Annotated in this window: 19 protein-coding genes; 14 read left to right on the top strand and 5 right to left on the bottom strand. The window is 67.8% G+C overall.

Annotated features, from left to right (window positions below; all coding sequences use genetic code 11):
• The first annotated feature begins 66 nt into the window (after window positions 1-66).
• The 3 genes from J2850_RS09090 (at window position 67) to J2850_RS09080 (ending at window position 4,803) form a co-directional block, all read left to right on the top strand.
• Window positions 67-993 carry a LysR substrate-binding domain-containing protein gene (locus tag J2850_RS09090; protein WP_209980829.1) on the top strand — a complete coding sequence of 309 codons (927 nt, stop codon included), beginning with the start codon at window positions 67-69 and terminating at the stop codon, window positions 991-993.
• Window positions 994-1,129: 136 nt separating this feature from the next.
• Window positions 1,130-3,481, top strand: a complete 2,352-nt coding sequence (gene glgX, locus J2850_RS09085) for a glycogen debranching protein GlgX (protein WP_209980827.1) — start codon at window positions 1,130-1,132, stop codon at window positions 3,479-3,481.
• A gap of 251 nt (window positions 3,482-3,732) precedes the next feature.
• Window positions 3,733-4,803: a zinc-binding metallopeptidase family protein gene (locus J2850_RS09080; protein WP_209980825.1), complete on the top strand. Its 1,071-nt coding sequence runs from the start codon at window positions 3,733-3,735 to the stop codon at window positions 4,801-4,803.
• Window positions 4,804-4,838: 35 nt separating this feature from the next.
• Here the strand turns inward: J2850_RS09080 and J2850_RS09075 are convergent, their stop codons facing one another.
• Complete coding sequence (locus tag J2850_RS09075) at window positions 4,839-6,506, bottom strand: diguanylate cyclase domain-containing protein (RefSeq protein ID WP_209980824.1); 1,668 nt, start codon at window positions 6,504-6,506, stop codon at window positions 4,839-4,841.
• A gap of 445 nt (window positions 6,507-6,951) precedes the next feature.
• Between J2850_RS09075 and J2850_RS09070 the strand changes: the two genes are divergently transcribed.
• From J2850_RS09070 to J2850_RS09050, 5 genes are all read left to right on the top strand, one after another.
• On the top strand, window positions 6,952-8,043 hold the full coding sequence (locus J2850_RS09070; RefSeq protein ID WP_209980822.1) for a TRAP transporter substrate-binding protein: 1,092 nt from the start codon (window positions 6,952-6,954) through the stop codon (window positions 8,041-8,043).
• A gap of 345 nt (window positions 8,044-8,388) precedes the next feature.
• Entirely contained in the window at window positions 8,389-9,498 is a 1,110-nt protein-coding gene (locus J2850_RS09065; protein ID WP_209980820.1) for an ABC transporter ATP-binding protein, read from the top strand.
• A gap of 67 nt (window positions 9,499-9,565) precedes the next feature.
• Complete coding sequence (locus J2850_RS09060; RefSeq protein WP_209980818.1) at window positions 9,566-10,612, top strand: ABC transporter substrate-binding protein; 1,047 nt, start codon at window positions 9,566-9,568, stop codon at window positions 10,610-10,612.
• Between the two features lie 173 nt (window positions 10,613-10,785).
• Window positions 10,786-12,036: an ABC transporter permease gene (locus tag J2850_RS09055; protein ID WP_209980816.1), complete on the top strand. Its 1,251-nt coding sequence runs from the start codon at window positions 10,786-10,788 to the stop codon at window positions 12,034-12,036.
• Window positions 12,033-12,863, top strand: coding sequence for an ABC transporter permease (locus J2850_RS09050; RefSeq protein ID WP_209980814.1), 831 nt, complete (start codon window positions 12,033-12,035; stop codon window positions 12,861-12,863). The genes J2850_RS09055 and J2850_RS09050 overlap by 4 nt, the downstream gene beginning before the upstream one ends.
• A 157-nt stretch (window positions 12,864-13,020) precedes the next feature.
• Here J2850_RS09050 and J2850_RS09045 read toward each other — a convergent pair whose 3' ends face one another.
• On the bottom strand, window positions 13,021-13,587 hold the full coding sequence (locus J2850_RS09045) for a cupin domain-containing protein (RefSeq protein ID WP_209980812.1): 567 nt from the start codon (window positions 13,585-13,587) through the stop codon (window positions 13,021-13,023).
• A gap of 214 nt (window positions 13,588-13,801) precedes the next feature.
• Here J2850_RS09045 and J2850_RS09040 point away from each other — a divergent pair, with 214 nt between their 5' ends.
• The 4 genes from J2850_RS09040 to J2850_RS09025 all read left to right on the top strand — a co-directional run bounded on the left by J2850_RS09040 (window position 13,802) and on the right by J2850_RS09025 (window position 18,874).
• The gene (locus J2850_RS09040) at window positions 13,802-15,262 is read left to right on the top strand and encodes an NAD-dependent succinate-semialdehyde dehydrogenase (RefSeq protein ID WP_209980810.1); all 1,461 of its coding nucleotides are present in this window, start codon (window positions 13,802-13,804) and stop codon (window positions 15,260-15,262) included.
• A gap of 52 nt (window positions 15,263-15,314) precedes the next feature.
• On the top strand, window positions 15,315-16,604 hold the full coding sequence (gene gabT / locus J2850_RS09035) for a 4-aminobutyrate--2-oxoglutarate transaminase (RefSeq protein WP_209980808.1): 1,290 nt from the start codon (window positions 15,315-15,317) through the stop codon (window positions 16,602-16,604).
• Window positions 16,605-16,664: 60 nt separating this feature from the next.
• A complete protein-coding gene (locus J2850_RS09030; protein WP_209980805.1) occupies window positions 16,665-17,867 on the top strand; it encodes a CaiB/BaiF CoA transferase family protein in 1,203 nt (400 codons plus the stop codon).
• 104 nt (window positions 17,868-17,971) lie between these two features.
• Entirely contained in the window at window positions 17,972-18,874 is a 903-nt protein-coding gene (locus J2850_RS09025) for a DMT family transporter (RefSeq protein ID WP_209980803.1), read from the top strand.
• Window positions 18,875-18,902: 28 nt separating this feature from the next.
• Here J2850_RS09025 and J2850_RS09020 read toward each other — a convergent pair whose 3' ends face one another.
• The 3 genes from J2850_RS09020 to J2850_RS09010 are packed head-to-tail and all read right to left on the bottom strand — an operon-like array spanning window position 18,903 to window position 21,702.
• Window positions 18,903-19,274: a hypothetical protein gene (locus J2850_RS09020; RefSeq protein ID WP_209980801.1), complete on the bottom strand. Its 372-nt coding sequence runs from the start codon at window positions 19,272-19,274 to the stop codon at window positions 18,903-18,905.
• 35 nt (window positions 19,275-19,309) lie between these two features.
• On the bottom strand, window positions 19,310-20,596 hold the full coding sequence (locus tag J2850_RS09015; RefSeq protein WP_209980799.1) for a hypothetical protein: 1,287 nt from the start codon (window positions 20,594-20,596) through the stop codon (window positions 19,310-19,312).
• Window positions 20,597-20,598: 2 nt separating this feature from the next.
• Window positions 20,599-21,702, bottom strand: coding sequence for a hypothetical protein (locus tag J2850_RS09010; RefSeq protein WP_209980797.1), 1,104 nt, complete (start codon window positions 21,700-21,702; stop codon window positions 20,599-20,601).
• A gap of 225 nt (window positions 21,703-21,927) precedes the next feature.
• Here J2850_RS09010 and J2850_RS09005 point away from each other — a divergent pair, with 225 nt between their 5' ends.
• Both J2850_RS09005 and J2850_RS09000 read left to right on the top strand, forming a co-directional pair.
• Window positions 21,928-23,937: an AsmA family protein gene (locus tag J2850_RS09005; protein WP_209980795.1), complete on the top strand. Its 2,010-nt coding sequence runs from the start codon at window positions 21,928-21,930 to the stop codon at window positions 23,935-23,937.
• 68 nt (window positions 23,938-24,005) lie between these two features.
• Entirely contained in the window at window positions 24,006-25,781 is a 1,776-nt protein-coding gene (locus tag J2850_RS09000) for an SLC13 family permease (protein WP_209980793.1), read from the top strand.
• The last annotated feature ends 100 nt before the right edge of the window (window positions 25,782-25,881 follow it).

Below are 25,881 nucleotides of genomic sequence, written 5' to 3'. Positions count from 1 at the left end.
TGGATATCCCGCGTCTTGAACGATATATCCAAGACATTGAAGGAAACGTTCCAATAGGCATCACCTATGATTCTCGCAGGGCTGTCGCTGCGTGACCTCGAATATGTCGTCGCCGTCGCCGAGCTGCGCCACTTCGGCCGGGCGGCGGAGCGCTGTGCCGTCAGCCAGCCGTCACTGAGCGCCCAGGTCCGCAAGCTCGAGGAGCAACTCGGCGTCGCCCTGTTCGAGCGGACCAGCCGGAAGGTCCTGCTGACGCCGTGCGGCGAAGCGATCGTCAGCCAGGCACGCGTCGTGCTCGACGAGGCGCGGCGGCTGCTGGCGCTGGCCGACGGGTCCGACGGCGGCCTCGTCGGCCGGCTGCGGCTGGCGGCGATCCACACGCTCGGCCCCTACCTGTTCCCGCATGTGCTGCCGCCGCTGCGCGCCCGCTGGCCCGATCTGACGCTGATCCTGTCGGAGGGCCGGACCGACGGGCTGCTGGAGGAACTGCGCGACGGCCGGCTGGACGCCGTGCTGCTGGCCCTGCCGGTCGAGGGCGAGGGGCTGACGGCCGAGGCGCTGTTCTTCGAGCCCTTCCTGCTCGCCCACTCTGCCGGGCACCGGCTGTGCGGCGCTCCGGGACTGAACCTGAACGACCTCGATCCCAGCGAACTGTTGCTGCTGGAGGAGGGGCATTGCCTGCGTGACCAGGCGCTGGCCGCCTGCGGCCTGACTGCCCGCGGCGGCGGCGTGCATGCCACCGGGCTGGAGACCCTGCGGCACATGGTGGCCGCCGGTGCGGGCTGCACGCTGATGCCGCTGCTGGCGACGCGCACCGCCGGCGGCGGCGCGGCCGACGTCGGTGGGCTGGTCGCGTATCGCGGGTTTGACGGTGATCCGCCTGGCCGTACCATCGGGTTGGCGTGGCGCGCCAGCGACCCGCGCGCCCGCGGCCTCGCCGATCTGGCGGGGCTGCTGCGCGGCCGGCTTCCGGCGGGGACGGCGGCGGCCTGACCCTGGCCGCCCTCATCCCAAAGGATGGGGGGTCGGCAGGAAGGAACAAGCGCCCATCGGCCGGGTTGAAGGCTCGCACCGCCCATCTCACTGTCTGGGCGGGCGACACGTGGACGAGGCGGAGAAGCGGGCAATCATGGCAAATATCCTGAGGCAAGCGACGCGGCTGGGTGAAGGATTGCCCTTTCCTTTGGGTGCGACATGGGACGGGCTGGGCGTCAACTTCGCCCTGTTCTCGGCCAATGCGACCAAGGTCGAGCTCTGTCTGTTCGATGAAAGCGGCGAAGAGGAACTCGAGCGCATCGAGCTTCCCGAATTCACCAACGAGATCTGGCACGGCTACCTGCCCGACGCCCGCCCCGGGCTGCTCTACGGCTACCGGGTCCATGGGCCGTACGAGCCTGAGAACGGCCATCGCTTCAACGCGAACAAGCTGCTGCTCGACCCTTACGCCAAGGAACTGGTCGGCGAGATCCGCTGGAACCCCGCCCATTTCGGCTATGTGATGGAATCGGGCGACGACCTGACCTTCGACGAGCGCGACAGCGCGCCCTTCATGCCGAAATGCAAGGTGATCGACCCCGCCTTCACCTGGGGCCGCGACCACAAGCCGGGCACCGCCTGGGATCGCACGATCTTCTATGAAACCCATGTGAAGGGCTTCACCAAGCTGCACCCGGCGGTTCCCGACAGCCTGCGCGGCACCTATGGCGGCATGGCGGTGAAGGAGGTGGTCGACTACATCAAGTCGCTCGGCATCACCTCGGTCGAGCTGCTGCCGGTCCACGCCTTCGTCCAGGACCAGCATCTGGTCGACAAGGGACTGGCCAACTACTGGGGCTACAACTCCATCGGCTTCTTCGCGCCGGAGCCGCGCTACGCCGCGTCCGGCAACGCGATCAAGGAATTCAAGGAGATGGTTGCCCATCTCCACAATGCCGGGCTGGAGGTGATCCTCGACGTCGTCTACAACCACACCGCCGAAGGCAACGAGCGCGGCCCGACCCTGTCCTTCAAGGGCATCGACAACGCCTCCTACTACCGCCTGATCCCGGACCAGAAGCGCTACTACATCAACGAGACGGGAACCGGGAACACCGTCAACCTCAGCCACCCGCGCGTCTTGCAGATGGTCACCGACAGTCTCCGCTACTGGGCGACGGAGATGCATGTCGACGGTTTCCGCTTCGACCTCGCCACCATTCTCGGCCGCGAGCCCTACGGGTTTGACGAGGGCGGCGGCTTCCTCGATAGCTGCCTGCAGGACCCGATCCTGAACAGCGTCAAGCTGATCGCCGAGCCGTGGGACTGTGGCCCCGGCGGCTATCAGGTCGGCAACTTCCCGCCAGGCTGGGCGGAATGGAACGACAAGTTCCGCGACACCGTCCGGGCCTTCTGGAAGGGTGACGAGGGCAAGCTGCCGGAGGTGGCGCCGCGTCTCTGCGGCTCGGCCGACGTCTTCAACAAGCGTGGGCGCAAGCCCTGGGCCAGCGTGAACTTCATCACCGCCCATGACGGCTACACGCTGAACGACCTCGTTTCCTACAACGACAAGCACAACGAGGCGAACGGCGAGGGCAACAACGACGGCCATTCCCATAACCTGTCCTGGAACCATGGGGCGGAAGGGCCGACCGACGATCCGGAGATCAAGGCGCTTCGCGAGCGCCAGAAGCGCAACCTGCTGGCGACGCTTCTGCTCTCCCAGGGCTCGCCGATGCTGCTGGCCGGCGACGAGTTCGGCAACACCCAGCACGGCAACAACAACGCCTATTGCCAGGACAACGAGACCGCTTGGCTGAACTGGGACGACATCGACGAGGACGGCCAGTCGCTGATCGAGTTCGTCCGCCGCGTCATCGCGGTGCGCCAGTCCTTCCCGATGCTGCGCCGGGGTCGTTTCCTGTCGGGTGAATACAACGCGGAGTTCGATGTCAAGGACGTCACCTGGCTGACCCCCGCGGGCGACGAGATGGCGGAGGGCAACTGGCACGACGGCAACGCCCGCTGCCTGGGCATGCTGCTGGACGGCCGTGCGCAGGCCAGCGGGATAAAGCGCCCGGCGATGGATGCGACCCTGCTGCTGGTCATCAATTCGCACCATGACGTCGTGGAGTTCACCCTGCCGGAGGTGACCGGCGGCAGCGTCTGGCGCTGTCTGGTCGACACCAACCTGCCCGATCCGGACGAGGTGCCGCGCGTCAACACCGGCGAGGGCTATATGGTGACCGGCCGCTCGCTGCTGCTGCTGGCGCTGGAACCGGAAGGCAAGACCTCCTTCGCGCTCCGCCGGGCCGCCCGTGCGCTGCGCAGCGTTGCCGAAAGTCCGGCGGCGGTGTCCTTCGGCGAGGACAGCGAGCCGGAAAAGCCCGAGGACCCCACCGGGAAGGAGGAGCCGGCAAAGGCGGAGGAAGCCCTCTCGTCCTCGGACCGGGGGACGGTCACAGGAGCTGGCAAGGGGGACACCAAGCCCTCGGCCGACCGGTAGCCGTCGCCCGCCGGGCGGTGGCGGAAGCCGTCACCCCCGGAGCGGGATGTCCGAGCCGGTGACCGCACTGCTGCGACCCGCCTCGCGCGCTCCCGGCCCTCGTCCCCGTCGAAGCGGGGACGAGGGCCGAAGCCGGTCCGGCCGGTTCCCGGATCGGGCACCCCGCGCGGCGCGGTGTCCAAGGTGCGGAACCGAAGGAAAGACTGGACCTTTCTTTCCCCGCAGCGGGGAAGGCAGACGAAAGCACGGCCATGAAACTCTTCGAATGCCAGAACTGCCACCAGCCGCTCTATTTCGAGAATACCTTGTGCGAACGCTGCGGATACCGGCTGGGCTACCTGCCGGACGCCGCCACGCTGTCGGCGATCGATCCGACCGACCATGACGGCGTGTGGAGCGCGCTTGCCACCACCGAGCCGCTCTATAAATTCTGCGCGAATGCCGAGTTGAATGCGTGCAACTGGATGCTTCCGGCGGATTCGGCGGATACCCATTGTGCCGCCTGCCGCCACAACCGCACGATCCCCGACTTGTCGGACACCGCCAATCTGACGCTGTGGCGCAAGCTGGAGTTGGCGAAGCACCATCTCTTCTACACGCTCACCAACCTGAAGCTCCCGCTCCAGACCCGGATCGAGAATCCGGAGGAGGGGCTGGCCTTCGATTTCCTCGCCGATACGGTGGCGCCTGACGGCACCGTGACACCGGTGCTGACCGGCCACGCCAATGGCCTGATCACCATCAATGTCGCCGAGGCCGACGACGCCGAGCGCGAGAAGCGGCGCACGGCGATGGGCGAGCCCTACCGCACGCTGCTGGGGCATTTCCGCCACGAGATCGGCCACTATGTCTGGGATCGCCTGGTGCGCGACGATCCGGCGGTGCTGGAGCGCTTCCGGGCGCTGTTCGGCGACGAGCGCGAGGATTACGGCGAGGCGCTGAAGCGCCATTACGCCGACGGTGCGCCGGCGGACTGGCAGGCCAACTACGTCAGCTCCTACGCCACCGCACACCCTTGGGAGGACTTCGCCGAAACCTGGGCCCATTACCTTCACATCGTCGACACGCTGGAAACCGCGCGTGCCTTTGGCCTGAAGGTACGCCCGCGCATCACCGAGGGAGCGGAATTGCAGGCCGAGGTGGATTTCAATCCGCACAAGGCGAAGGACATCGACGACCTGATCGAGCCGTGGCTGCCGCTGACCTATGCCGTGAACAGCCTGAACCGCAGCATGGGGCAGCCCGACCTCTATCCCTTCATCCTGTCGCCGGCGGTGATCGAGAAGCTCGGCTTCATGAACCGGCTGGTCCGCAGCCTGTAGCGGGAGGCGAGGCGGCGGCGTCCGGCCGCCGGCCATCAGTGCGACGCCGCGTCGGCAACCTCGCGGCTCCACCGCACCGCGCGGTTGCGTCCGTCGCGCTTCGCCTTGTAGAGCGCCGCGTCGGCGTAGCGCATCACGGTGTGCATGTCGGCGGCGTCCTCCGGCCAAGCCGATATGCCGATCGAGCAGCCGACGCGGACCTTTTCGCCGTTGACCGACACCGCCTCGTTGACGACGGCGATGACGCGGTCGGCAAGTCCCGAAAGGTCGGGAGCCGGCCGGCCGGCACGGCGCGGCAGAACGGCCGCGAACTCGTCGCCACCAAGCCGGGCGACGACGTCGTCGTCCCGGAAAATGGTGGCCAGGCGGCCGCCGACCTGCCGCAGCACGGTGTCTCCGGCATCATGGCCAAGCCGGTCGTTGATCGGCTTGAAGCCGTCGAGGTCGATGTACATCACGGTCGCCGACCCGTCGCCGCCGGTGGACGCCTCGACATATTGCTCGAAGTAGCGGCGGTTGGGCAGTGCCGTCAGCCGGTCCTCGTAGGCGATGTCCTCCAGCCGCATCAGCGCGGCATCCTTGTTGGTCAGGCTGTCGATCAGGTCGCGCAGAGAGACGGACAGCCGGCGGATCTCCGCCGCCCCGCCGGCCTCGGGGATGACGACACCGTGTTCGCCCTGGCGGATGCGCTCGGCCGCGTCGGCGATGGCGCTGAGCGGCCGGGCGATGCGGCCGGCGGCGAACCAGCCGATGACACTGAACAGCACGGCCAGCACGAGTCCCGACACGATGATCATCAACTGGAGCCGGTGGGTTTCGGCATAGACGACGTCGGCCGGCTGGCGGGCGACCACGGTCCATCCGAGGCCGGCATAATCATGCAGCCCCTTGCCGTGGGCGACGCCCGTCACATAGGCCACGCCATCCGGCCAGACGTCGGTGCGCCAGCCGTCCTGCGGCTTTTCGAGCAGCGAGGGCACCGGCAGCGGCTTTCCGACCGCGCTGTCGGGGCCGATCAGCACGGTGCCGTCGGCGGACAGGATGTAAAGCGTCAGGCTCTTGTGGTCGCCCAGCGGCTCGGTCAGTTCGCGGATCGAGGCATGGGCCCAGGCCCAACTGTAATGCGCGGCCAGCACGCCGGCGACCGTGCCGTCGGCCTTGCGCAGTGGTGCCGAGACATCGACGAACTTCGGCGTCTCGTCCCTCAGGTACTTCACCTTTCCCTTCAGCGCCACCGCTTCGTGCACGTCGCCGACGAACAGGCCCTTCATGCCTTCCTGATGGACGGGGCGGCTGGCGATGTCGGCATGCAGCAGCAGCCCGTCGGACGCGGCGACGACCCGCCCCGTCGCATCGGTCATGCCGATCCAGGCGATGGTCGAATCACGGCGCTTCAACTCGTCGATGGTCGATTGGGCGACGGCGGGGTCCTGCAGCGCCTCGATCCGGGCCAGTGCGGCGAACTGGTTCGCGCGTGCCCACATGGTCGAATCGAGCTGCCGTGCGAGCGATTGCGCCAACCCGGTCATCGACGCGCCGATCTCGCGCGCCAGCGCGTCGGCGGCGCCGTTGCCGATGACCAGCCCCTTGGCAAGCGTGGTGCCGAGCACCAGGAGGGCAAGGGTGATCGCCACCGTGGCGCGCAGGCCCAGCGGGCTGCTCCGGCGGTGCCTGTTGCCGCTTGGCCGTCCAAGGGGCGTCATCGCGAGACCTCACGGCGGCGGTTCGGTTGAGTCGGGCGCCACTCTTCGCGACACGCGCCGACAACGTCAAGGGAAACCGCCGGACGGCCTATGCGCGGACACTTTTTGCTCCCGCCGCTCCGGGTACCGGGGGAGCGAAAGCAGGCAGCCGCAAATCCCGCCGGAAAAGTTCGGCGGGCTGACTTTCAGCATATTGCGTAAAAAGGAAAAGGCCGCTAGCTATAGAGCCGCGGCCCGAGTTTAGGGAGGAAACGCCTGAAAGGCGATCGAAACAAACAATAATGCTGCGTCGCCGAAAATCCAGCCCCAGCGGCTGGATTTTTCGTTCTGACCCTAAATCATCCACTTCCGTACAGTCCGGAGGGCCGCAAAGGGGATAGCTCCGACGGCAGGCTGCGCTATCATGGCCGCCCAACGAAGCAACCAAGCGGGAAGAAGCTCCATCATGAAAAGGCGTGCGTTCCTTACGAGTGCCGGGGTCGGTCTCGCCGCCGGAACCGTTGCGGCTCCGGCCATCGCCCAGACGCAGCCCGAGATCAAGTGGCGCATGGCGTCCAGCTATCCCAAGAGCCTCGACACCATCTACGGCGCCGCGGAATACATCGCCAAGCGCGTATCGGACGCCACCGACGGCAAGTTCCAGATCCGCACCTTCGCGGCGGGCGAGATCGTGCCGGCATTGCAGGTGCTGGACGCCGTTCAGAACGGCACCGTCGAGTGCGGGCAGTCGGCGGCCTATTTCTACGTCGGCAAGGATCCGACCTTCTGCTTCGATACCGCCATGCCGTTCGGCCTCAACACGCGCCAGCACATCGCCTGGATGATGCATGGCGGCGGGCTGGAGCTGATGCGCGAGGTGTTCAAGGACTACAACATCCATCACATCCCGGCGGGCAACACCAGCGCCCAGATGGGCGGCTGGTTCCGCAAGGAGCTCAAGAGCCTGGATGACCTGAAGGGCCTCAAGATGCGGATCGGCGGCCTGGTTGGCCAGATCCTGACCCCGTTCGGGCTGGTGCCGCAGCAGATCGGCGGCGGCGACATCTATCCAGCGCTGGAGCGCGGCACCATCGACGCGGCGGAGTTCGTCGGACCCTACGACGACGAGAAGCTGGGCTTCCACAAGGTCGCCAAATACTACTACTACCCCGGCTGGTGGGAGGGCTCGGCGCAGATTCCGCTGATGTTCAACATGCAGGCCTGGCAGTCGCTGCCGAAATCCTACCAGACGATCATGGAGCAGGCCTGCTGGGAGGCCAACACCTGGATGATCGCCAAATATGACACCGTGAATGCCTCGGCGCTGAAGCGGCTGGTGGCCGGCGGGGCGGTGCTGCGCGCCTTCCCGCGCGACATGATGCAGGCCTGCGAGAAGGCGTCCTTCGACTTCTACGACAAGCTGGCGGCCAGCAATCCGCGCTTCAAGAAGGTCTACGACGCCTGGAAGCCCTTCCTGGAAGAGGAGCGGCTGTGGTTCCGCGTGGCTGAAAACGGCTTCGACAGCTTCGTCTACAGCCAGGCCGCCCACAACCGCTGACCTCGGCGGCGGCCCCGCCACCGACAGGGCGCCGGAGGCGGGGCGGGTCGCGGAGGCCGCGATTCGCCTCGTTTCCGCTTGCGGGGCGCCGCTGTTCGCGGCACGGTCAGTCGAGCCGTGCGATCATCGGTCTTCTCAATCGCACGCCGTTGGAGCACACTGCCGCTTCAAGCTTGGGCATGGCCTTCGCATTTGCACAAAAAATAGGCAGACTGTTCGATTGATTATGATATAGCCATTCCTCTTGTCTATTTTCTTAAACGCATGGTACCGTCTGGGCAACAGGACGAACCTGGCCAGGGGTGGCATCCCGATGGCCGGGGTCACTCGGACGGGAGCGGACGGATGGACGGCGGGATGATCGCGACGACAGAAGCCCTGGTGCGCTTCACAGGGGTGCAGAAGACCTACGATGGCGAGCATCTCGTGGTGAAAAGCCTCGACCTCGACATCCGCAAGGGGGAGTTCCTGACGTTGCTCGGGCCGTCGGGGTCGGGGAAGACCACCACGCTGATGATGCTCGCCGGCTTCGAGGTGCCCACCCACGGCGACATCTTCATCGGCGACCGCCCGATCAAGAACGTGCCGCCGCACAAGCGCGACATCGGCATGGTCTTCCAGAACTACGCGCTGTTCCCGCATCTGACGATCGAGGAGAACGTCGCCTTCCCGCTGACGGTGCGCGGCGTGCCGAAGACGCAGGTGAAGGAGCGGGTGGCCAACGCGCTCGACATGATCAAGCTGGGCAACCTGGCTGGCCGCCGGCCGGGCCAGCTCTCCGGCGGCCAGCAGCAGCGCGTGGCGTTGGCCCGCGCCCTGGTGTTCAATCCCGCCCTGGTGCTGATGGACGAACCGCTCGGCGCGCTCGACAAGCGGCTGCGCGAGCACATGCAGTTGGAGATCAAGCGCCTGCACGAGACGATGGGCCTGACCGTCGTCTACGTCACCCACGACCAGGGGGAGGCGCTGACGATGTCCGACCGGATCGCGGTCTTCAACGACGGCATCGTCCAGCAGATCGACCGGCCCGATGCCCTCTATGAGCGTCCGGTGAACAGCTTCGTCGCGAACTTCATCGGCGAGAACAACGTTCTGGGCGGGGTTGTTGAAAATATCGAACAGGCCTGGGCGCGCGTCGCGCTCGACGCCGGCGGCACCGTGATGGCGCAGGCGGTGAATGTCGGCGGCCCCGGCAACCGCACCTCCCTGTCGGTGCGGCCGGAGCGGGTGGCGATCGAAACCGGCGATTCCGGGGATGCGGGATTGAACCGGCTGCCGGCGACGCTGACCGACCTGATCTATCTCGGCGACCACACGCTGGCGGTTCTGCGGTCGCCCGCCAATCCGGAATTCATGGTCAAGCTGCCGGCCGGCACCTATGCCGGGCTGGCGCCCGGCCAGGACGTCTACATCGCCTTCCGCCCGGAGGACTGCCGGGCGCTCGATCCGGTCTGAGGACGTGGTTCCTCGGGCGCCGGGATGCCTTCCGCCAACAACAACCACGATTAAAAGGACGGGGATCATGTCGAAGTTCAAGGTCGCTCTTGGTTTCGTCGCAACCTTCACTGCCGTTTCGGCACTGGCGTCGGTCGCCAGCGCCCGCGACCTGACCGTCGTTTCGTGGGGCGGCGCCTACCAGGACGTCCAGAAGAAGGTCTATTTCGAGCCGTTCAAGGCCACCGGCACGCCGATGAACGACGAGTCCTGGGACGGCGGCGTCGGCGTCCTGCGCGCCAAGGTCCAGGGCGGCGCCTCCACCTGGGACGTCGTGCAGGTCGAGAGCGAGGAGCTGGCGCTGGGATGCGACGAGGGGCTCTACGAGAAGATGAACTTCTCGCGGATCGGCGGCGAGGACAGCTACCTGCCGGCCACCGTCAACCCCTGCGGCGTCGGCGCCATCGTCTATGACTTCGTGCTCGGCTACGACAAGGACAAGCTGAAGGACGCGCCGAAGAGCTGGGCCGACTTCTTCGACACCAAGAAGTATCCGGGCAAGCGCGGCCTGCGCCAGGGTGCCAAGACCACGCTCGAAATCGCGCTGATGGCCGACGGCGTCGCCCCGTCCGACGTCTACAAGACGCTGTCGACCGAAGCCGGCATCGACCGGGCCTTCAAGAAGCTGGACACCATCAAGAACGACATCGTCTGGTGGAAGGCCGGCGCCCAGCCGCCGCAGCTCCTGGCTTCCGGCGAGGTGGTGATGACCTCGGTCTACAACGGCCGCATCGATGCCGCCAACAAGAACGAGAAGAAGAACTTCGGCATGGTGTGGAACGGCGCGCTCTACACCATCGATAGCTGGGTCATCCTGAAGGGAAGCCCGAACGTCGATGCGGCCTACAAGTTCCTCGATTTCGTCGGCAAGGCCGAGAACCAGGCCAAGCTGTCGCAGGGCATCGCCTACGGCACCTCCAACAAGAAGGCGCCGTCGCTGCTGCAGAAGGCCGAGTTGGCCGACCTGCCGACGGCACCCGACAACATGAAGACCGCGATCGAGATCAACACCGACTTCTGGCTGGAGAACATCGACCGCCTGACCGAACGCTTCAACAAGTGGGCGGCCAAGTAAGCGCCTGACGAGTGCCTCCCCCTTTGCCGGTCCGGCGAGGGGGAGGGGTCCCGCCGCGAAGCGGCGGAACCCGCTCGCCCGGTGTGCCGGGCGCCCGGCCGGCCTTGGGCCGGCCGGCTGAGCGCCCCTCCCGCCGCGGGAGGGGAAAGGGACTTTCCGACAGGACAATGCCGATGACAGCCGCCTTCGTTGCCGGCGCCGACGTGCCGTTGAAGCGTCGATTGAAACGGGCCGAGCGGACCCGGCAGTTCCGCGCCCTCGGTCTCGTGCTGCCGCTGCTGGTCTTCCTGCTGTTCACCTTCGTCGTGCCGCTGGCCGGCATGATCTGGAAGTCGGTGGACGATTGGGAAGTGCCGCAGGTGCTGCCGCAGACGGTCGCGGCGCTGGAGCAGTGGAACGGCAGGGGGCTGCCCGAAGAAGGCGCCTTCGCGGCGCTCGCCGCCGACATCCGCACGGCGCGCGAGGCCGGAACGCTGGCGATCGCCGCCAAACGGCTGAACTATGTCGTCAACGGCTACCGCACCACGCTGCTGTCGACCGCACGCAAGCTGAAGGACCAGCCGGCCCCGGGCACCGCCAGGGAGACGCTCATCGGCCTCAACCCGGCCTGGGGCGAGCGGGAGAGCTGGGCCGCGATCAGGAGCGCCAGCGGTCCGGTCACCAGCTATTACCTGCTGGCGGCGGTGGACCTGACCCGCGACGCCGACGGCGCGATCGCCGCCGCTCCGGCCGACCAGGCGATCTACCGCGAGGTCTTCGCCCGCACCTTCACCATCGGTTTCGGCGTCACCGCGCTGTGCCTGCTGCTCGGCTTCCCGGTCGCCTATCTGCTGGCGAACCTGCCGACCGGCCGGTCGAACCTGCTGATGATCTTCGTGCTGCTGCCCTTCTGGACCTCGCTGCTGGTGCGCACCTGCGCCTGGATCGTGATCCTGCAGAGCGAAGGCATCGTCAACGGCTCCCTGCAATGGCTGGGGATCATCGACGAGCCGCTGCGGCTGATCTACAACCGGTTCGGCGTCTACATGGCGATGACCCATGTGCTGCTGCCCTTCATGATCCTGCCCCTCTACAGCGTCATGCGGTCGATCTCGCCGGCCTACATGCGCGCCGCCGCCTCGCTGGGCGCCCCGCCCGCCACGGCCTTCCTGCGCATCTACCTGCCCCAGACCATTCCGGGCATCGGTGCCGGCTGCCTGCTCGTCTTCATCCTGGCCATCGGCTACTACATCACGCCGGCGTTGGTCGGCGGTGCGGCGGACCAGATGATCTCCTCCTTCATCGCCTTCTACACCACGGAAACGGTCAACTGGGGCCTCGCCTCGGCGCTGGGGGCGGTGCTGCTGCTGTCCACCCTGGTGCTGGCGGTGGTCTACGGCAAGCTGGCGCTCGGTCGCCAGACGACGGGAGGGCTGAAGAATTGAGCGCGAACCACTCGCCCCAGACCGCCAGCCAGCGCATCGCCTGGATCACGACGATCGTCGCCTCCACGCTGGTCTTCTTCTTCCTGATGGCGCCGATCCTGGCGATCGTGCCGCTGTCCTTCAGTTCGAGCACCTACCTGACCTACCCGTTGCCGGGGCTGTCGCTGCGCTGGTACGAGGATTTCCTCCACTCGGCGCGGTGGATGAACTCGCTGAAGAACAGCGTCATCATTGGCGTCGCCTCGGCCGTCCTGTCGATGGCGCTCGGCACGCTGGCCTCGCTGGGGCTGGCGCAGTGGAAGAGCAGATGGAAGCCGGTGGTGCTGGCGGTGGTGCTGTCGCCGATGGTGGTGCCGGTCGTCATCACCGCGGTCGGCGTCTACTTCTTCTTCGCGCCGCTCGGCCTCACCGGCAACTACCTCGGCCTGATCCTGGTGCACACCGCGCTGGCCACGCCGTTCGTCGTCATCACGGTGTCGGCGACCTTGCAGGGGTTCGACATGACGCTGATGCGGGCCGCCGCCTCGCTGGGGGCACCGCCGCTGCTGACCTTCCGCAAGGTGGTGCTGCCGCTGATCCTGCCCGGCCTGGCATCGGGGGCGCTGTTCGCCTTCGCCACCAGCTTCGACGAGGTTGTGACCGTCCTCTTCCTCGCCGGACCGGAGCAGCGCACCCTGCCGCGCGAGATGTTCGCCGGCATCCGCGAGAACATCAGCCCCACCATCACCGCGGTCGCGGTGGTGCTGACGGTGGTCTCGGTCTGCCTGCTGTCGGTGATCGAACTGCTGCGCCGGCGCAACGAGCGGCTGAAGGGGAACGCGGGGTAAGGGGGGGGGTGCCCCCTCCCTGACCCTCCCCCGCTTCGCGGGAGAGGGAACTCCGCCGCATCGCAAATTTCCCCCTCTCCCGCAAAGCGGGGGAGGGAGGTACCCGCTCGCAAGAGCGGGAGGGAGGGGGCCAGCGGACGCTTACAGGTGCGGACGCTTACAGATAGGGAGGGGTACAGGCGCTGATCAGCTCGCACTCGATCTCGCCGATGTTGCGGAACCGGTGGGGAATGCGGCTGTCGAAGAAATAGGCGTCGCCGGGCCCGAGCAGTTCCTTGCGGTCACCGACCGTCAGTTCTATCTGCCCCTTGATGACGATGCCGCCCTCTTCCGATTCATGCTGCAGCATGGTGCGGCCGGTGTCGGCGCCGGGAGCGTAGCGTTCGTGGAGGATCTGCAGGTTGCGGCTGCGCAGGTCGCCCACCTGACGGAAGGAAACCTGGCCGACGGTGCCCTTCAACTCGCCGGCCAGTTCGATCAGCTCGGTGCCCTTGAAGAAGATCTGCTCGGGAGGCGGCAGGTCGTCGGAGGAGAAGAATTCGGCCAGGGTCATCGGGATTCCCTGCAGCACCTTGCGCAGCGACGACACCGACGGGCTGCTGCGGTTCTGCTCGATCAGCGAGATGGTGCCGTTGGTCACCCCGGCCCGCTGGGCGAGCGCCCGCTGCGACAGCCCATGCTGCTCGCGGATCTGCTTCAACCTTGCGCCGACGTCGAATTCCATCTCCGGACTCCTGCTCCACTGCCGTCAACGCAATAGCCCATTCGCGCAACCCCGTCATCAGAATATGAACAGTTAAACAGGGGTTGTTTAATTTATTAAACATGGTACGCTTCTTTCCATGATCCAGGACCCATAGCAGAATCCCTTGAAAATAAAAGGAATTCTGACGTATGCGGACCGCAGGTCCACACACTCTCATCCAGGGCGATCGAACATGCTGTCGTTGAACGACCAGGGCCTTCTCCGTACCAAGGGCTACGTGAACGGCGCGTGGCGCGCGGGCGATTCCGGGAAGAGCTTCCCGGTCACCAACCCGGCCACCGGCGCCGTCATTGCCGAGGTCGCCGACATGGGGGCGGCCGAAACCCGCGAGGCGATCGACGCCGCCGACGCCGCGCTGCCGGCCTGGAAGGCCAAGACCGCCAAGGAGCGCGCGGCTATCCTGCGCCGCTGGTACGAGCTGATCCTGGCCGCCCAGGAGGATCTGGCGCAGTTGATGACCGCCGAGCAGGGCAAGCCCCTGGCGGAATCGCGCGGCGAGGTCGTCTATGGCGCCTCCTTCATCGAGTGGTTCGCGGAGGAGGGCAAGCGCGCCTATGGCGACGTGATCCCGTCCTTCGCGGCCAACAAGCGCATCGTCGTGCTGAAGGAGGCGATCGGCGTCGTCGCGGCGATCACGCCGTGGAACTTCCCGAACGCCATGATCACCCGCAAGTGCGCCCCGGCGCTCGCCGCCGGCTGCACCGTCGTGGTCAAGCCGGCCGAGGACACGCCGCTGTCTGCCCTGGCGCTGGCCGAACTGGCCGAGCGTGCCGGCATGCCGGCCGGCGTCTTCAACATCGTCATGGGGCGCGATCCGGTCGCCATCGGCCATGAGCTGACCCACAGCCCGATCGTCCGCAAGGTCAGCTTCACCGGCTCGACCGAGGTCGGCAAGCTGCTGATGCGGCAGGCCGCCAGCACGGTCAAGAAGGTGTCTCTGGAACTGGGCGGCAACGCCCCCTTCATCGTCTTCGACGACGCCGACCTCGACGAGGCGGTCAAGGGCGCCATGGCGTCGAAGTACCGCAATGCCGGCCAGACCTGCGTCTGCGCCAACCGCCTGCTGGTGCAGGCCGGCGTCTACGACGCCTTCACCGCCAAGCTGGCCGAGGCCGTCAAGGCGCTGAAGGTCGGCAACGGCGTCGAGGCCGGCGTGACCCAGGGGCCGCTGATCAACGCCGACGCCGTCGCCAAGGTCGAGGAGCTGATGGGCGATGCGCTGGAGAAGGGCGCCAAGGTCGCGCTCGGCGGCAAGCGCCACGCGCTGGGCGGCACCTTCTTCGAACCGACCATCCTCACCGGCATCACCACCGAGATGCGCGTCGCCCGCGAGGAGATCTTCGGGCCGGTCGCCCCGCTGTTCAAGTTCGAGACGGAAGAAGAGGCCATCCGCATGGCCAACGACACCGAATTCGGCCTCGCCGCCTATTTCTACAGCCGCGACATCGGCCGCGTCTGGCGGGTGGCCGAGAAGCTCGAATACGGCATCGTCGGCATCAACGAGGGCATCATCTCGACCGAGGTGGCCCCGTTCGGTGGGGTCAAGGAGTCCGGCATCGGCCGCGAAGGCTCCAAGTACGGCCTCGATGATTTCATGGAAGTCAAATACCTCTGCGTCGGCCTCGGCGCCTGACGCTTGCCCGATTTGCTCCAAGGCCCGATTTGCTCCAAGGATTGAAACGATCATGACCACCAACCAGTCCTACGTCGCGCGGCGCGAAGCCGCCGTTTCCCGCGGCGTGTCCGCCGGCCTGCCGGTCTATGTCGAGCGCGCCGAGAATTCGGAGCTGTGGGACATCGAGGGCAAGCGCTTCATCGACTTCGCCGGCGGCATCGCCGTGCTGAACACCGGCCACCGCCATCCGAAGGTGATGGAGGCCGTCAAGGCCCAGCTCGACCGCTTCACCCACACCTGCGCGATGGTCACGCCCTACGACAGCTACGTCGAGCTGGCGGAGAAGCTGAACACGCTGGTCCCCGGCCCGACGCCGAAGAAGACCGCCTTCTTCACCAGCGGCGCCGAAGCCGTCGAGAATGCGGTGAAGATCGCCCGCGCCTCCACCGGCCGCCCCGGCGTCGTCGCCTTCTCCGGCGGCTTCCACGGCCGCACCCTGCTGACCATGGGGCTGACCGGCAAGGTCGTGCCCTACAAGGTCGGCTTCGGCCCCTTCCCGGCCGAGATCTTCCACGTTCCCTTCCCCAATCCCTACCGCGGCATCAGCGAGGCCGAGAGCCTGAAGGCGCTCGACAACCTCTTCAAGTCCGACGTCGATCCGGCCCGCGTCGCCGCGATCATCATCGAGCCGGTGCAGGGCGAGGGCGGCTTCAACATCGCCTCCCCGGCTTTCCTCCAGTCGCTGCGCGCCGTCTGCGACAAGCACGGCATCGTGATGATCGTCGACGAGATCCAGACCGGCTTCGCCCGCACCGGCAAGCTGTTCGCGGTCGAGCATGCCGGGATCGAGCCCGACCTCGTCACCATGGCCAAGAGCCTGGCCGGCGGCTTCCCGCTGTCGGCGGTCACCGGCAAGGCGCACCTGATGGACGCCCCGGTTCCGGGCGGCCTCGGCGGCACCTACGGCGGCAACCCGCTGGCCACCAGCGCCGCGCTGGCGGTGATCGAGGCCATCGAGGAGGAGAAGCTCTGCGAGCGCGCCGAGGTGATCGGCGAGCGCATCGCCGGCCGCTTCCGGGCCATGGGCCAGCGCAACAGCCTGTCGGTGGTCGGCGACGTCCGCAACCTCGGCGCCATGGTCGCGATGGAACTGGTGACTGACCGCGAGACCAAGGAGCCGGCGGCCGACCTCACCAAGGCGCTGGTCGCCAAGGCGGCGGAGAAGGGGCTGATCCTGCTGTCCTGCGGCACCTATGCCAACGTGATCCGCGTGCTGGTTCCGCTGACCGCCTCGGACGCCCTGATCGACGAAGGTCTGGACATCATCGAGCGTTCCCTGGAAGAACTGGTCTCGGCGTGATGATCGTCCCTCCCCCGCGAGAGCGGGGGAGGGAAAAGAATAAGACAGGAGGAAGAGACCTTGGCCGGACCCTTGTCGCACATCCGGGTGCTGGAGCTGTCGCGCGTGCTGGCCGGACCGTGGTCGGCGCAGACGCTGGCCGATCTCGGCGCCGACGTGATCAAGGTGGAGCGGCCGGGCGCTGGCGACGATACCCGCGCCTGGGGACCTCCCTGGGCCGGGGACCAGTCGGCCTACTTCCTGTCGACCAACCGCGGCAAGCGCTCCATCACCATCGACTTCGAGCGGCCGGAAGGGCAGGAGCTGGTGCGCAAGCTGGCCGCCCAGGCCGATGTCGTCATCGAGAACTTCAAGGTCGGCGGCCTGGTCAAGTACGGCCTCGACTATGACAGCCTGAAGGCGGTCAACCCGCGGCTGGTCTACTGCTCGATCACCGGCTTCGGCCAGACCGGGCCGTACCGCAACCGTGCCGGCTACGATTTCATGATCCAGGGCATGGGCGGGTTGATGAGCATCACCGGCCAGCCCGACGGCGAGCCGGGCGGCGGCCCGGTCAAGGTCGGCGTCGCGGTGACCGACATCTTCACCGGCCTCTACGCCACCATCGGCATCATGGGCGCGCTCGCCCACCGCGACCGCACCGGCGAGGGGCAGCAGGTCGACCTTGCCCTGCTCGACGTCCAGGTGGCGGTGCTGGCGAACCAGGCGATGAACTGCCTGGTCGGCGGCAAGGCGCCGCAGCGCCTCGGCAACGCCCATCCCAACATCGTGCCTTACCAGGCCTTCGCCACCCGCGACGGCCACATCATCCTGGCGGTCGGCAACGACGGCCAGTTCGCCAAGTTCTGCGCGGTCGCGAACCACCCCGACCTGGCGAAGGACGAACGCTACGCCACCAACCCGGCCCGCGTCGCCAACCGCAAGGAGCTGGTGCCGCTGCTGGAGGAGCTGATCCGCACCCGCGACAGCCAGGACTGGCTGGCGGCGCTGGAGGCGGTGGGCGTGCCCTGCGGCCCAATCAACGACCTGACCGCGGTCTTCGACGACCCCCAGGTCCAGGCCCGCAACATCCGCCAGGATCTGCCGCACCCGACGCAGGGCAGCGTGCCGACGGTCGCGAGCCCGATCCGCTACAGCGCCACGCCGCTGGTCCACGATACCGCCCCGCCGACGCTGGGCCAGCACACCGATGCGGTCCTGGCCGAGGCGCTGGGCTTGGGTGAGGCCGACATCGCGGCGCTGCGGGACAGGGGTGTGATCTGAGGGTGTGATGCGGGGGCAAAGCATCTGCTAGGGTGCCGCCCCTTGCCCGCCGCGGCCTGCCCGGCGGATTTCCCCTCGGATCTCCAGGACTCCGGCCTCCCTCCATGACCGCCGCCCCCGTCACCGACAGTCGCCTCGGCATCCTGTTCATGCTGAGCGGCATGACGCTGTTCACCTGGAACGATGCGCTCGGCAAATGGCTGGTCGCCGACCATCCGGTCGCCATGCTGATCGCGGTGCGCAGCCTGTTCGGGCTGGCGGTGCTGATGCCGCTGATCCTGCGCGAGGGCGTCGCCAACGTCTTCGCCGTGCGTCGTTTGCCGCTGCACGTCCTGCGGGTGGTGGTGATGACAGTTGACGTCGCCTGCTTCTACTGGGCGGTCGGTTATCTGCCGCTGGCCGACGTGATGACCATCTACATGTCGGCGCCGCTGATCGTCACCGCGCTGTCGGTCCTGGTCCTGCGCGAGGCCGTCGGCTGGCGCCGCTGGGTGGCGGTGCTGGTCGGTTTCGTCGGTGTCGTGATCGTGCTGAACCCGACCGGCCGCTTCGACCTCTGGCCGTCGCTGGTGGCGCTGGCCGGCGCCTTCATCTTCTCCTGCGGCGTGATCTCCACGCGCATGCTGCGGTCGGCCTCCAGCCTGACGCTGGTCGGCAACCAGATGGTCGGTGGAATCCTGATCGGCGGCGTCGCGCTGCCCTTCTCGTGGTCGTTGCCCGGCTGGGCCGACTTCCTCCTGCTCGGGCTGCTCGGCGTCTCGGCCCTGGCCGGCCACGCGATGATGAACCGGTCGCTGCAACTCAGCCCGGCCGCCGTCGTCGTGCCTTTCCAGTATGTCTCGATCCTGTGGGCGGTCGCGCTCGATCTCGTCGTCTGGGGCACCGCTCCGACCGCGCGCATGGGGCTGGGCGCGCTGCTCATCATCGGCAGCGGCCTGTTCATCGTCTACCGCGAGCAGCGCCTGAAGCGTGGGGTCGCCGGCGAAGGGGTGCCCGAGGTGCCGTGACCGGAGCGGGGCGTGCCTGCCGTCGTCCTCACCGCCCGAAATGGCGGGGCAGCAGGCGGATCACCACCGGCTCCAACGGGCGCCAGCCATAGTCGCGGATGACGTCGTTGGACTCCGCGGGCCGGCGGTCGCGTGCCAGCGACCAGGTGATGTGGTAGGTGGAACCGTCCGGGCGGTCGCTGGTGCCGTCGATGGCGACGACGAGCGCCTGGACGCCCTCGCCGTCGTCGGCCATGCCGATCACCTCGGCCCGCGTCGCGGTCGGCAGCGGCTCCCTCGGGCCGGCGCCGAAGGTCTGTGTGACATGGTCGGCCACCAGCCGCTCATAGCGGGGCGGGAACAGCGGCAGCAGGCGGCCGCGCTCCTCCGCGGGCAGTTCCCATCCGGTGTATCCCGACATCGCTCCTGCCTCCCAGCCGCCCGGTCCCGGCGTGCTCAACGCCGGGAACCGCCCATGATCTCGTCCATGATCTTGTTCGCCTCGGCCGGGCCGGCAATCAGTTCGATCATGCGGATGGCGGTATAGCCGGTGCGGGCGTTGCCGGCAGGGCCGGACAGCGCCTGCTGGGCCTTCTCGGTCAGCGAGGCGGTCGCCTTCTGGGTCATCGCCCGCAGCTCGCCGCGCAGGCCCAGAGAGTCGGCGAAGGTGGCGCACTTGCGCAGGGCCCTGGCCTGGTTCTCCGCCCGCCTCAGGTGCGCCCGTTCCTCCGCGCCGCCCTCCAGCGCGCCGAGTGCCGCGATGATGCCGCTGTCGGCGTCCTGCAGCACCTGGGTCCTCACCATGCCGTGGACGGAGTTGCGCACCTCCTTCAGGCGCTGGTCGAACTCCTTGTTGCGGCTGTGCTCCATCGCCGCCCGCGTCGCGTCCAGGCTGGCGACGAGGTGGAGCGCCAGGTCGGCCACCGCCATCCGGTCGGTCCCGGCGCCCGACGCGCTCTGGAAGGCACGGGAGCGGTCCTCGATCTGCGCGACGACGGTTCCGCTCAGCGCCATGAACAGGGCGGCGCGATCCGTCGACTTCTGCCCCAGATCCATGTCCCACAGGCCGCCGAGCAGCACCGACGGGTCGGTCAGCCGCGAAGCGGCCAGGATGATGAAGTTTTTAAGCGCCGCGGGCCGGTTGCGGGAGACCCGGCGGCCGATGGCCTCGATCGCCTCGATATGGTCGGCGTGCAGTTTCGGCACCGGCCGCGGCGCCAGCGCGGCCTTCAGCTCGGCGACCTCGGGGGCGATCGACAGGATGATGGCGATGTCGGCCAGCGCGCGCATCCGGGCCGGAGTCATCCGCAGGCCGGGCACCTCGCCGTCGGCGATCGCCGACACCGCCGTGGCGCAGTCGGCCCAGAAGGCATGGGTGAGCGCCCAGCGCTCCGGCCCGTCCTGGAGGGCCGCACGGTACCTGCCCAGCCGCTCGTTGCCGATCTGCGCCTCCACCAGCGGCCACAGGCCGTTCATCAGCGATCGCTCGATCACGTTCAACGGCATCGGGTCGGCACGGCCGAGCGCCTCGAACAGGTCCTCGAACGGGTTGCAGAACAGGCGCTTCAGCGTCGGCTGCCGGTTCGGCCGCAACTCCACCAGGCGCGGGCGGATGGCGGAAATGGTCTGGCGGATGTCGGGGTGGTCGCCCATCTGCTCCAGCAGTCCCACCACTTGGCGGAACTTGGCCTCGTCGATGTCGAGCAGCCTGTCGCCAAGCGCGACCAGATCCTTCATGTTCATGGTCAGGCCGCCTTCCCCTTGATCGTCTCGATCCGCATGACGAGGTCGACGTCCAACTGGCCGCTGCGCCAGTCGACATAGGCGCGCACCGACCGCCGCTGGCTGGTGGTCAGCTTGTCGGCCAGCATGGCCTGGTCGTTGCGCCCCTCGTCCTTCGGCAGCAGCGGGATCACGCGGAAGATGTCGTGGACCGCCATGTCCTGGGTGTGGCGGTCCTGGGCCACCGCGTCGCCCCATAGCAGGATCAGGTATTCCCAGCCGTCGAGCAGCCAGGACAGCCGGCTGGCCGCCTTGCGGATCTGGGGACGCTTGGTTTCCCACTGCCGCAGCAGCATTTCGAAGGCGGCCATCGCCTGGTCGAGCTGGCCCATCACGTTGCGGGCGTGGTTGACGGTATGCTCCGCCACCTCGGCGCAGAAGACCCCGATGGGGGCCGCTTCCGAAACGTTGTCCGTTGCCCAGTCGGTCATGCTGTCGCGGAAGCCCAGCAGGTCGCGCATCAGCCGCCGCAGCCGCGCCGGCCGGGGAGAGCTGGCGAGGCCGATCGGCTCCATCAGCACGGCCAGTTCCGCGATCCGGCCGTAGAGCTCCGTCGGTTCGAGCGACAGCCGCTGGGCCGCCCTCGTCATCAGGTCGCGGGTCAGCCGTTGCCCCTCGTCCGATCCCAGCCCGGCCCGCAGGATGTCGGTCGACTCCAGCCCCACCGCCTTCAGCGCCTCGACGATCAACTGGTAGTTGATCAGCAGCCGCTGCTCGTCGTCATCGCGCAACGCCGCCTCCGCGGCGGTCACCGCGTCGGCGCCGGCGAGCCCGCAGCGTGCCGCTTCCAGCACCGCCTTGCGGATGTTGTCGGGCGAGCAGCCGTCGGCCCTGGCGATCAGGTCGTGCAGCATCCGGTCGTGCACGGTCATCGGGAAGGCCAGCGGCAGGGATTTCCACGGCACCACATAGACGCCCCGCCCCTCCGAAAGGTTGGGCACCAGCACTTCGAGCTGGTCTCGGCTGTCCTTGCGTACCCTGGTCTGGGCGAGAACCGGCGTGGTGAAGGCCACTGCGGCGCCACGCTCCTCGAAGGTGGACGGGGCGAAGTTCGTAAGGGAGCGCATGGTCTTAGCGGTCGCGGCTGCCGGGGAATGTCAACGCCGGGGCGTCGGCCGATTAGAGGCGATGAAGCTGAATTTTAAGTTAAATCCGATATAGGCAGGATGAGCGCATACCGCTTTCGGATGGCGCCTTCCGGAACTCTTGCGGTACTCCCCACCCCGGACCTTCGCCGTTCAGCCTCGCCGGCCGTTGTCATCGGTGTGAAGGGTGCAGGGAGGGCCGGCGGGATGGGAGCGGTGTTCAAGTGGATCGGGTACGGCCTGCTGGGGCTGGTTGGGCTCGTCGTGGTCACGGCGGCGGCGGTCCTGCTCCTGTTCGACTGGAATGATGCCCGTGGCTTCGTCGCGCGCCATGCCTCGTCGGCGCTGAACCGCCAAGTGGCGATCGACGGCGATCTGCGGGTCCATCTCGGCAACCCGATCCGCATCCATATCGAGGGGCTGCGCGTCGCCAACGCCGACTGGGCAAAGGACAAGGACATGGTGGCGATCAGGGTGCTGGACGCCACGCTGCGGCCCTGGCCGATCCTGCGCGGCAACTGGGAACTGCCGGAGCTGAAGTTCGAGGGTCCCAAGGTGATCCTGGAGAAGAACGAGAAGGGGGAGGCCAACTGGACCTTCGGTCCGCCCAATGTCGAGAAGGAGGTTGCGAAGGAGGCGGCGACCCCCGACAAGCGCGGCGACATCCCGGTGATCGAACGCCTTCTGATCGCCGACGGCGCCATCCGCTACCGCGACCCCACGAGCGACATCGACATCGACAACACCATCAACACCGCGACCGGCGGCAACGACAGCGACACGGTGGAGCTGGACGGCAAGGGCAACTTCGCGGGCAAGCCCTTCACCCTGGCCGCGCGGGGCGCGTCGCTGCTGTACCTGCGCGACGACTCGAAGCCCTATCCGATCAGGATCGATGCGGTCATCGGCGACACCAAGGGCAAGATCGAAGGGTCGGTCGCCGAGCCGGTGAAGATGGAGGGGTTGGATCTCTCCATCGACCTGCGCGGCAACGACCTGGCGGAAATCTTCCCCATCCTCGGCATCCCGACGCCGAAGACGCGGCCCTATGCGATCTCCGGCCACCTGTCGCGCGACGGCGGGCGCTGGGCGTTCCAGAAGATGCACGGCAAGGTCGGCGAGAGCGACCTGTCCGGCGATCTTGCCGTCGAGACCGGCGGGGACCGTCCGCTGGTGAAGGCGGACCTCGTCTCCAACCGCCTGGCGGCACAGGATCTGGCCGGCCTGATCGGCGCCTCTCCCCGCGGAAAGGACGATTATCCGACCCGTGCCCGTGACCGCGTCATTCCCGCCACGCCGGTGAATGTCGAGATGCTGCGCAACGCCGACATGGACGTGCGGCTGCGCGGCAAGCGGGTGGAGGCGCCCTTCGCGCCGCTCGACGACCTCGACCTGCGCGTGCTGCTGAAGAACGGCGACCTGCGGTTCGACCCGCTGTCGCTGGGGATCGGCGGCGGGCGGATCGCCGGGATGGTGGAGGTCGACGGCAGCCGCAAGCTTCCGGCGATGCGCACCAACCTGGACGTGCGCAACATGAAGCTGGCCACCTTCTTCAAGGACACCTCTCTGGCCGGGCAGGTCGCCGGCACGGTGGCCGGGCGCATCCAGCTTGCCGGCTCCGGCAACACGGTGGCCGACCTGCTGGCCTCGTCGGACGGCAAGATCGGCGTCGCGGTGGATGGCGGCAAGGTCACGAGTCTCGCCGTCAAGGGGCTGAAGACCAACATCCTGGAGACGCTGGGCGTGGTGCTGTCCGGTTCCAAGCCGATGCCCTTCAACTGCCTGGTCGGCAACCTGTCGGTGAGCAACGGCGTCGCCGCCGTCGAGGCACTGGTGCTCGACACGCCGGAGACGGTGGTTACCGGGAAGGGCACGGTCAGCCTGCGCAACGAGGCGCTGAACCTGCGCGTCGTGGGCGATTCCAAGGAGCCGCAGGTCTTCGCAACCCACCTGCCGGTGCTGGTCGGCGGGACGCTGGGAAGCCCGGACATCGGGATCGACCCCGCCGAGTCGGCGGCCCGCGGTGCCGCGGCGGTTGCACTGGGCGTGCTGCTGACCCCGCTTGCCAGCGTGCTGCCCTTCCTTGACCCGGGCAGTGAGGAACAGCCACAGTGTGGCCGGCTGGTGCATGATGCCCGCAAGCCGGAGCAGGATGGAACCGCCTCCGGCGGATCGGGCAGCGGCCGTGGGGGGAAGACGTCCGGTTCGGGCCGCTGACCTCCCGCGGACGCAGGCGCCAGGCCGTTTCGCCCGCAGGATGGCCAGGAAGGACTCCGCACCGCTCCATGACGCTTGATCAGGTGTTCTCGTTCGGAATCATCGGCGCGGTGATCGCGCTGCTGATCTGGGACCGGCTGCGTTACGATCTGGTCGGCATGCTGGCGCTGCTCGGATCGGTGGCGTTGGGTATCGTCCCGGCCAAGGAGGCTTTTCAGGGCTTTTCCGACGACATCGTCATCATCGTGGGTTCGGCCCTGGTGGTCAGCGCCGCGGTCGGCCGATCCGGCGTGGTCGAGGCGGCGATGCGCCCGCTGGCCGCGCGCATGACCACGCTGTGGGCCCAGGTGTTCGTGCTGGCCGGTGCGGTGACCCTGCTGTCGGCGATCGTCAAGAACATCGGGGCGCTGGCCATCTTCATGCCGATCGCCCTGCAGATCGCCCGCCGGACCGGCACCCCGGTGTCGATGCTGCTCATGCCGATGGCCTTCGGCTCGTTGCTCGGCGGGTTGATGACCCTGGTCGGCACCTCGCCCAACATCATCGTCTCGCGCCTGCGCGTCGAGATGACGGGCGAGCCCTTCCACATGTTCGATTTCACGCCGGTGGGGCTGGTGATCGCGCTTGCCGGCGTGGCCTTCCTGACGGTCGGCTACCGGTTGCTGCCCAAGGGGCGGGCGGCGGCGAGCGGCCCCGCCTTTTCCATCGACGACTATACGGCGGAGGCGCTGCTGCCCCAGGGGTCTCCCTTCGTGGGCCGAACGGTGGCCGAACTGGAGGCCTTCGCCGACGGCGAGGTGACCATCGCCGCCATCGTGCGCGAGAACTACCGGCGCTATGTCCCCTCCGCCCACTGGGTGCTGTTCGCCGGCGACATTCTGGTGCTGGAGGCAGACACCCAGGCGCTCGCCGCCGTCGTCAAGCGCGCCGGCCTGCGCATGGTGCACGAGAAGGAGCTGGAGGGGGGCGAGAGCCGCGACGACATCGCCGTGGTGGAGGCGGTGGTGGAGCAGCGCTCCCGCCTGATCGGCCAGTCGATCGAGGAGGTGCAGTTGCGCGAGCGCTACGGGGCCAACCTGCTGGCGCTCAGCCGCCGTGGGCGGCCGATCCGCCAGCGGTTGCGGCGGGTGCGCCTGCAGGCCGGCGACCTCGTGGTGATCCAGTGCCGCCAGTCCGGCATGGCGGAGATTCTGGCGGCGCTCGGCTGCCTGCCGCTGGCCGAGCGCGACCTGGCGATCGGCCGCGTGCCCAAGCGGGCGGCCGCGGTGGCGGTGCTCGCCCTCACGGTGACGCTGGTGGCCACCGGCATGGTGCCGGTCACCATCGCCTTCTTCGGGGCGGCGGTAGCCATGACCGTCCTGAAGGTCGTCAGCCTGCGCGAAGCGTATGACGCCGTGGAGTGGCCGATCCTGGTTCTGCTCGGCTCCCTGATCCCGGTCAGTGAAACCCTGCGCACCACCGGCGGGACCGAACTGATCGCGGGGTTCCTGTCGCAGGCGGCGCAAAACCTGCCGCCGGTGGGGGCGCTCGCCCTCATCCTGGTGGCGGCGATGGCGGTGACGCCCTTCCTGAACAATGCCGCCACCGTCCTGGTGATGGCCCCGATCGGCGCCAGCCTCGCCACCCATCTCGGCCTGCGGCCGGATGCCTTCCTGATGGCGGTGGCGGTGGGAGCCGGCTGCGACTTCCTCACGCCGATCGGCCACCAGTGCAACACGCTGGTGATGGGACCGGGCGGCTACCGGTTCGGCGACTACTGGCGGCTGGGATTGCCGCTGTCGATCCTGGTGGTGGTGCTGGGAACGGCGGCGATCTCGCTGTTCTGGCCGCTGACGCAACACTGACGGCATCGGCGTCTTGCGGTGCCATGCCGCGTTTCGCATGCCGGGATGGCCATCCGGCCCGGGTACCGATGCCGGGGCCGGCGCCCCGTTCCGTCTTTCT

Source organism: Azospirillum picis (assembly GCF_017876115.1).
Taxonomy (GTDB): Bacteria; Pseudomonadota; Alphaproteobacteria; order Azospirillales; family Azospirillaceae; genus Azospirillum; species Azospirillum picis.
Note: the sequence above shows the minus strand (reverse complement) of the source record. Positions and strands in the feature narration are given on the sequence as shown.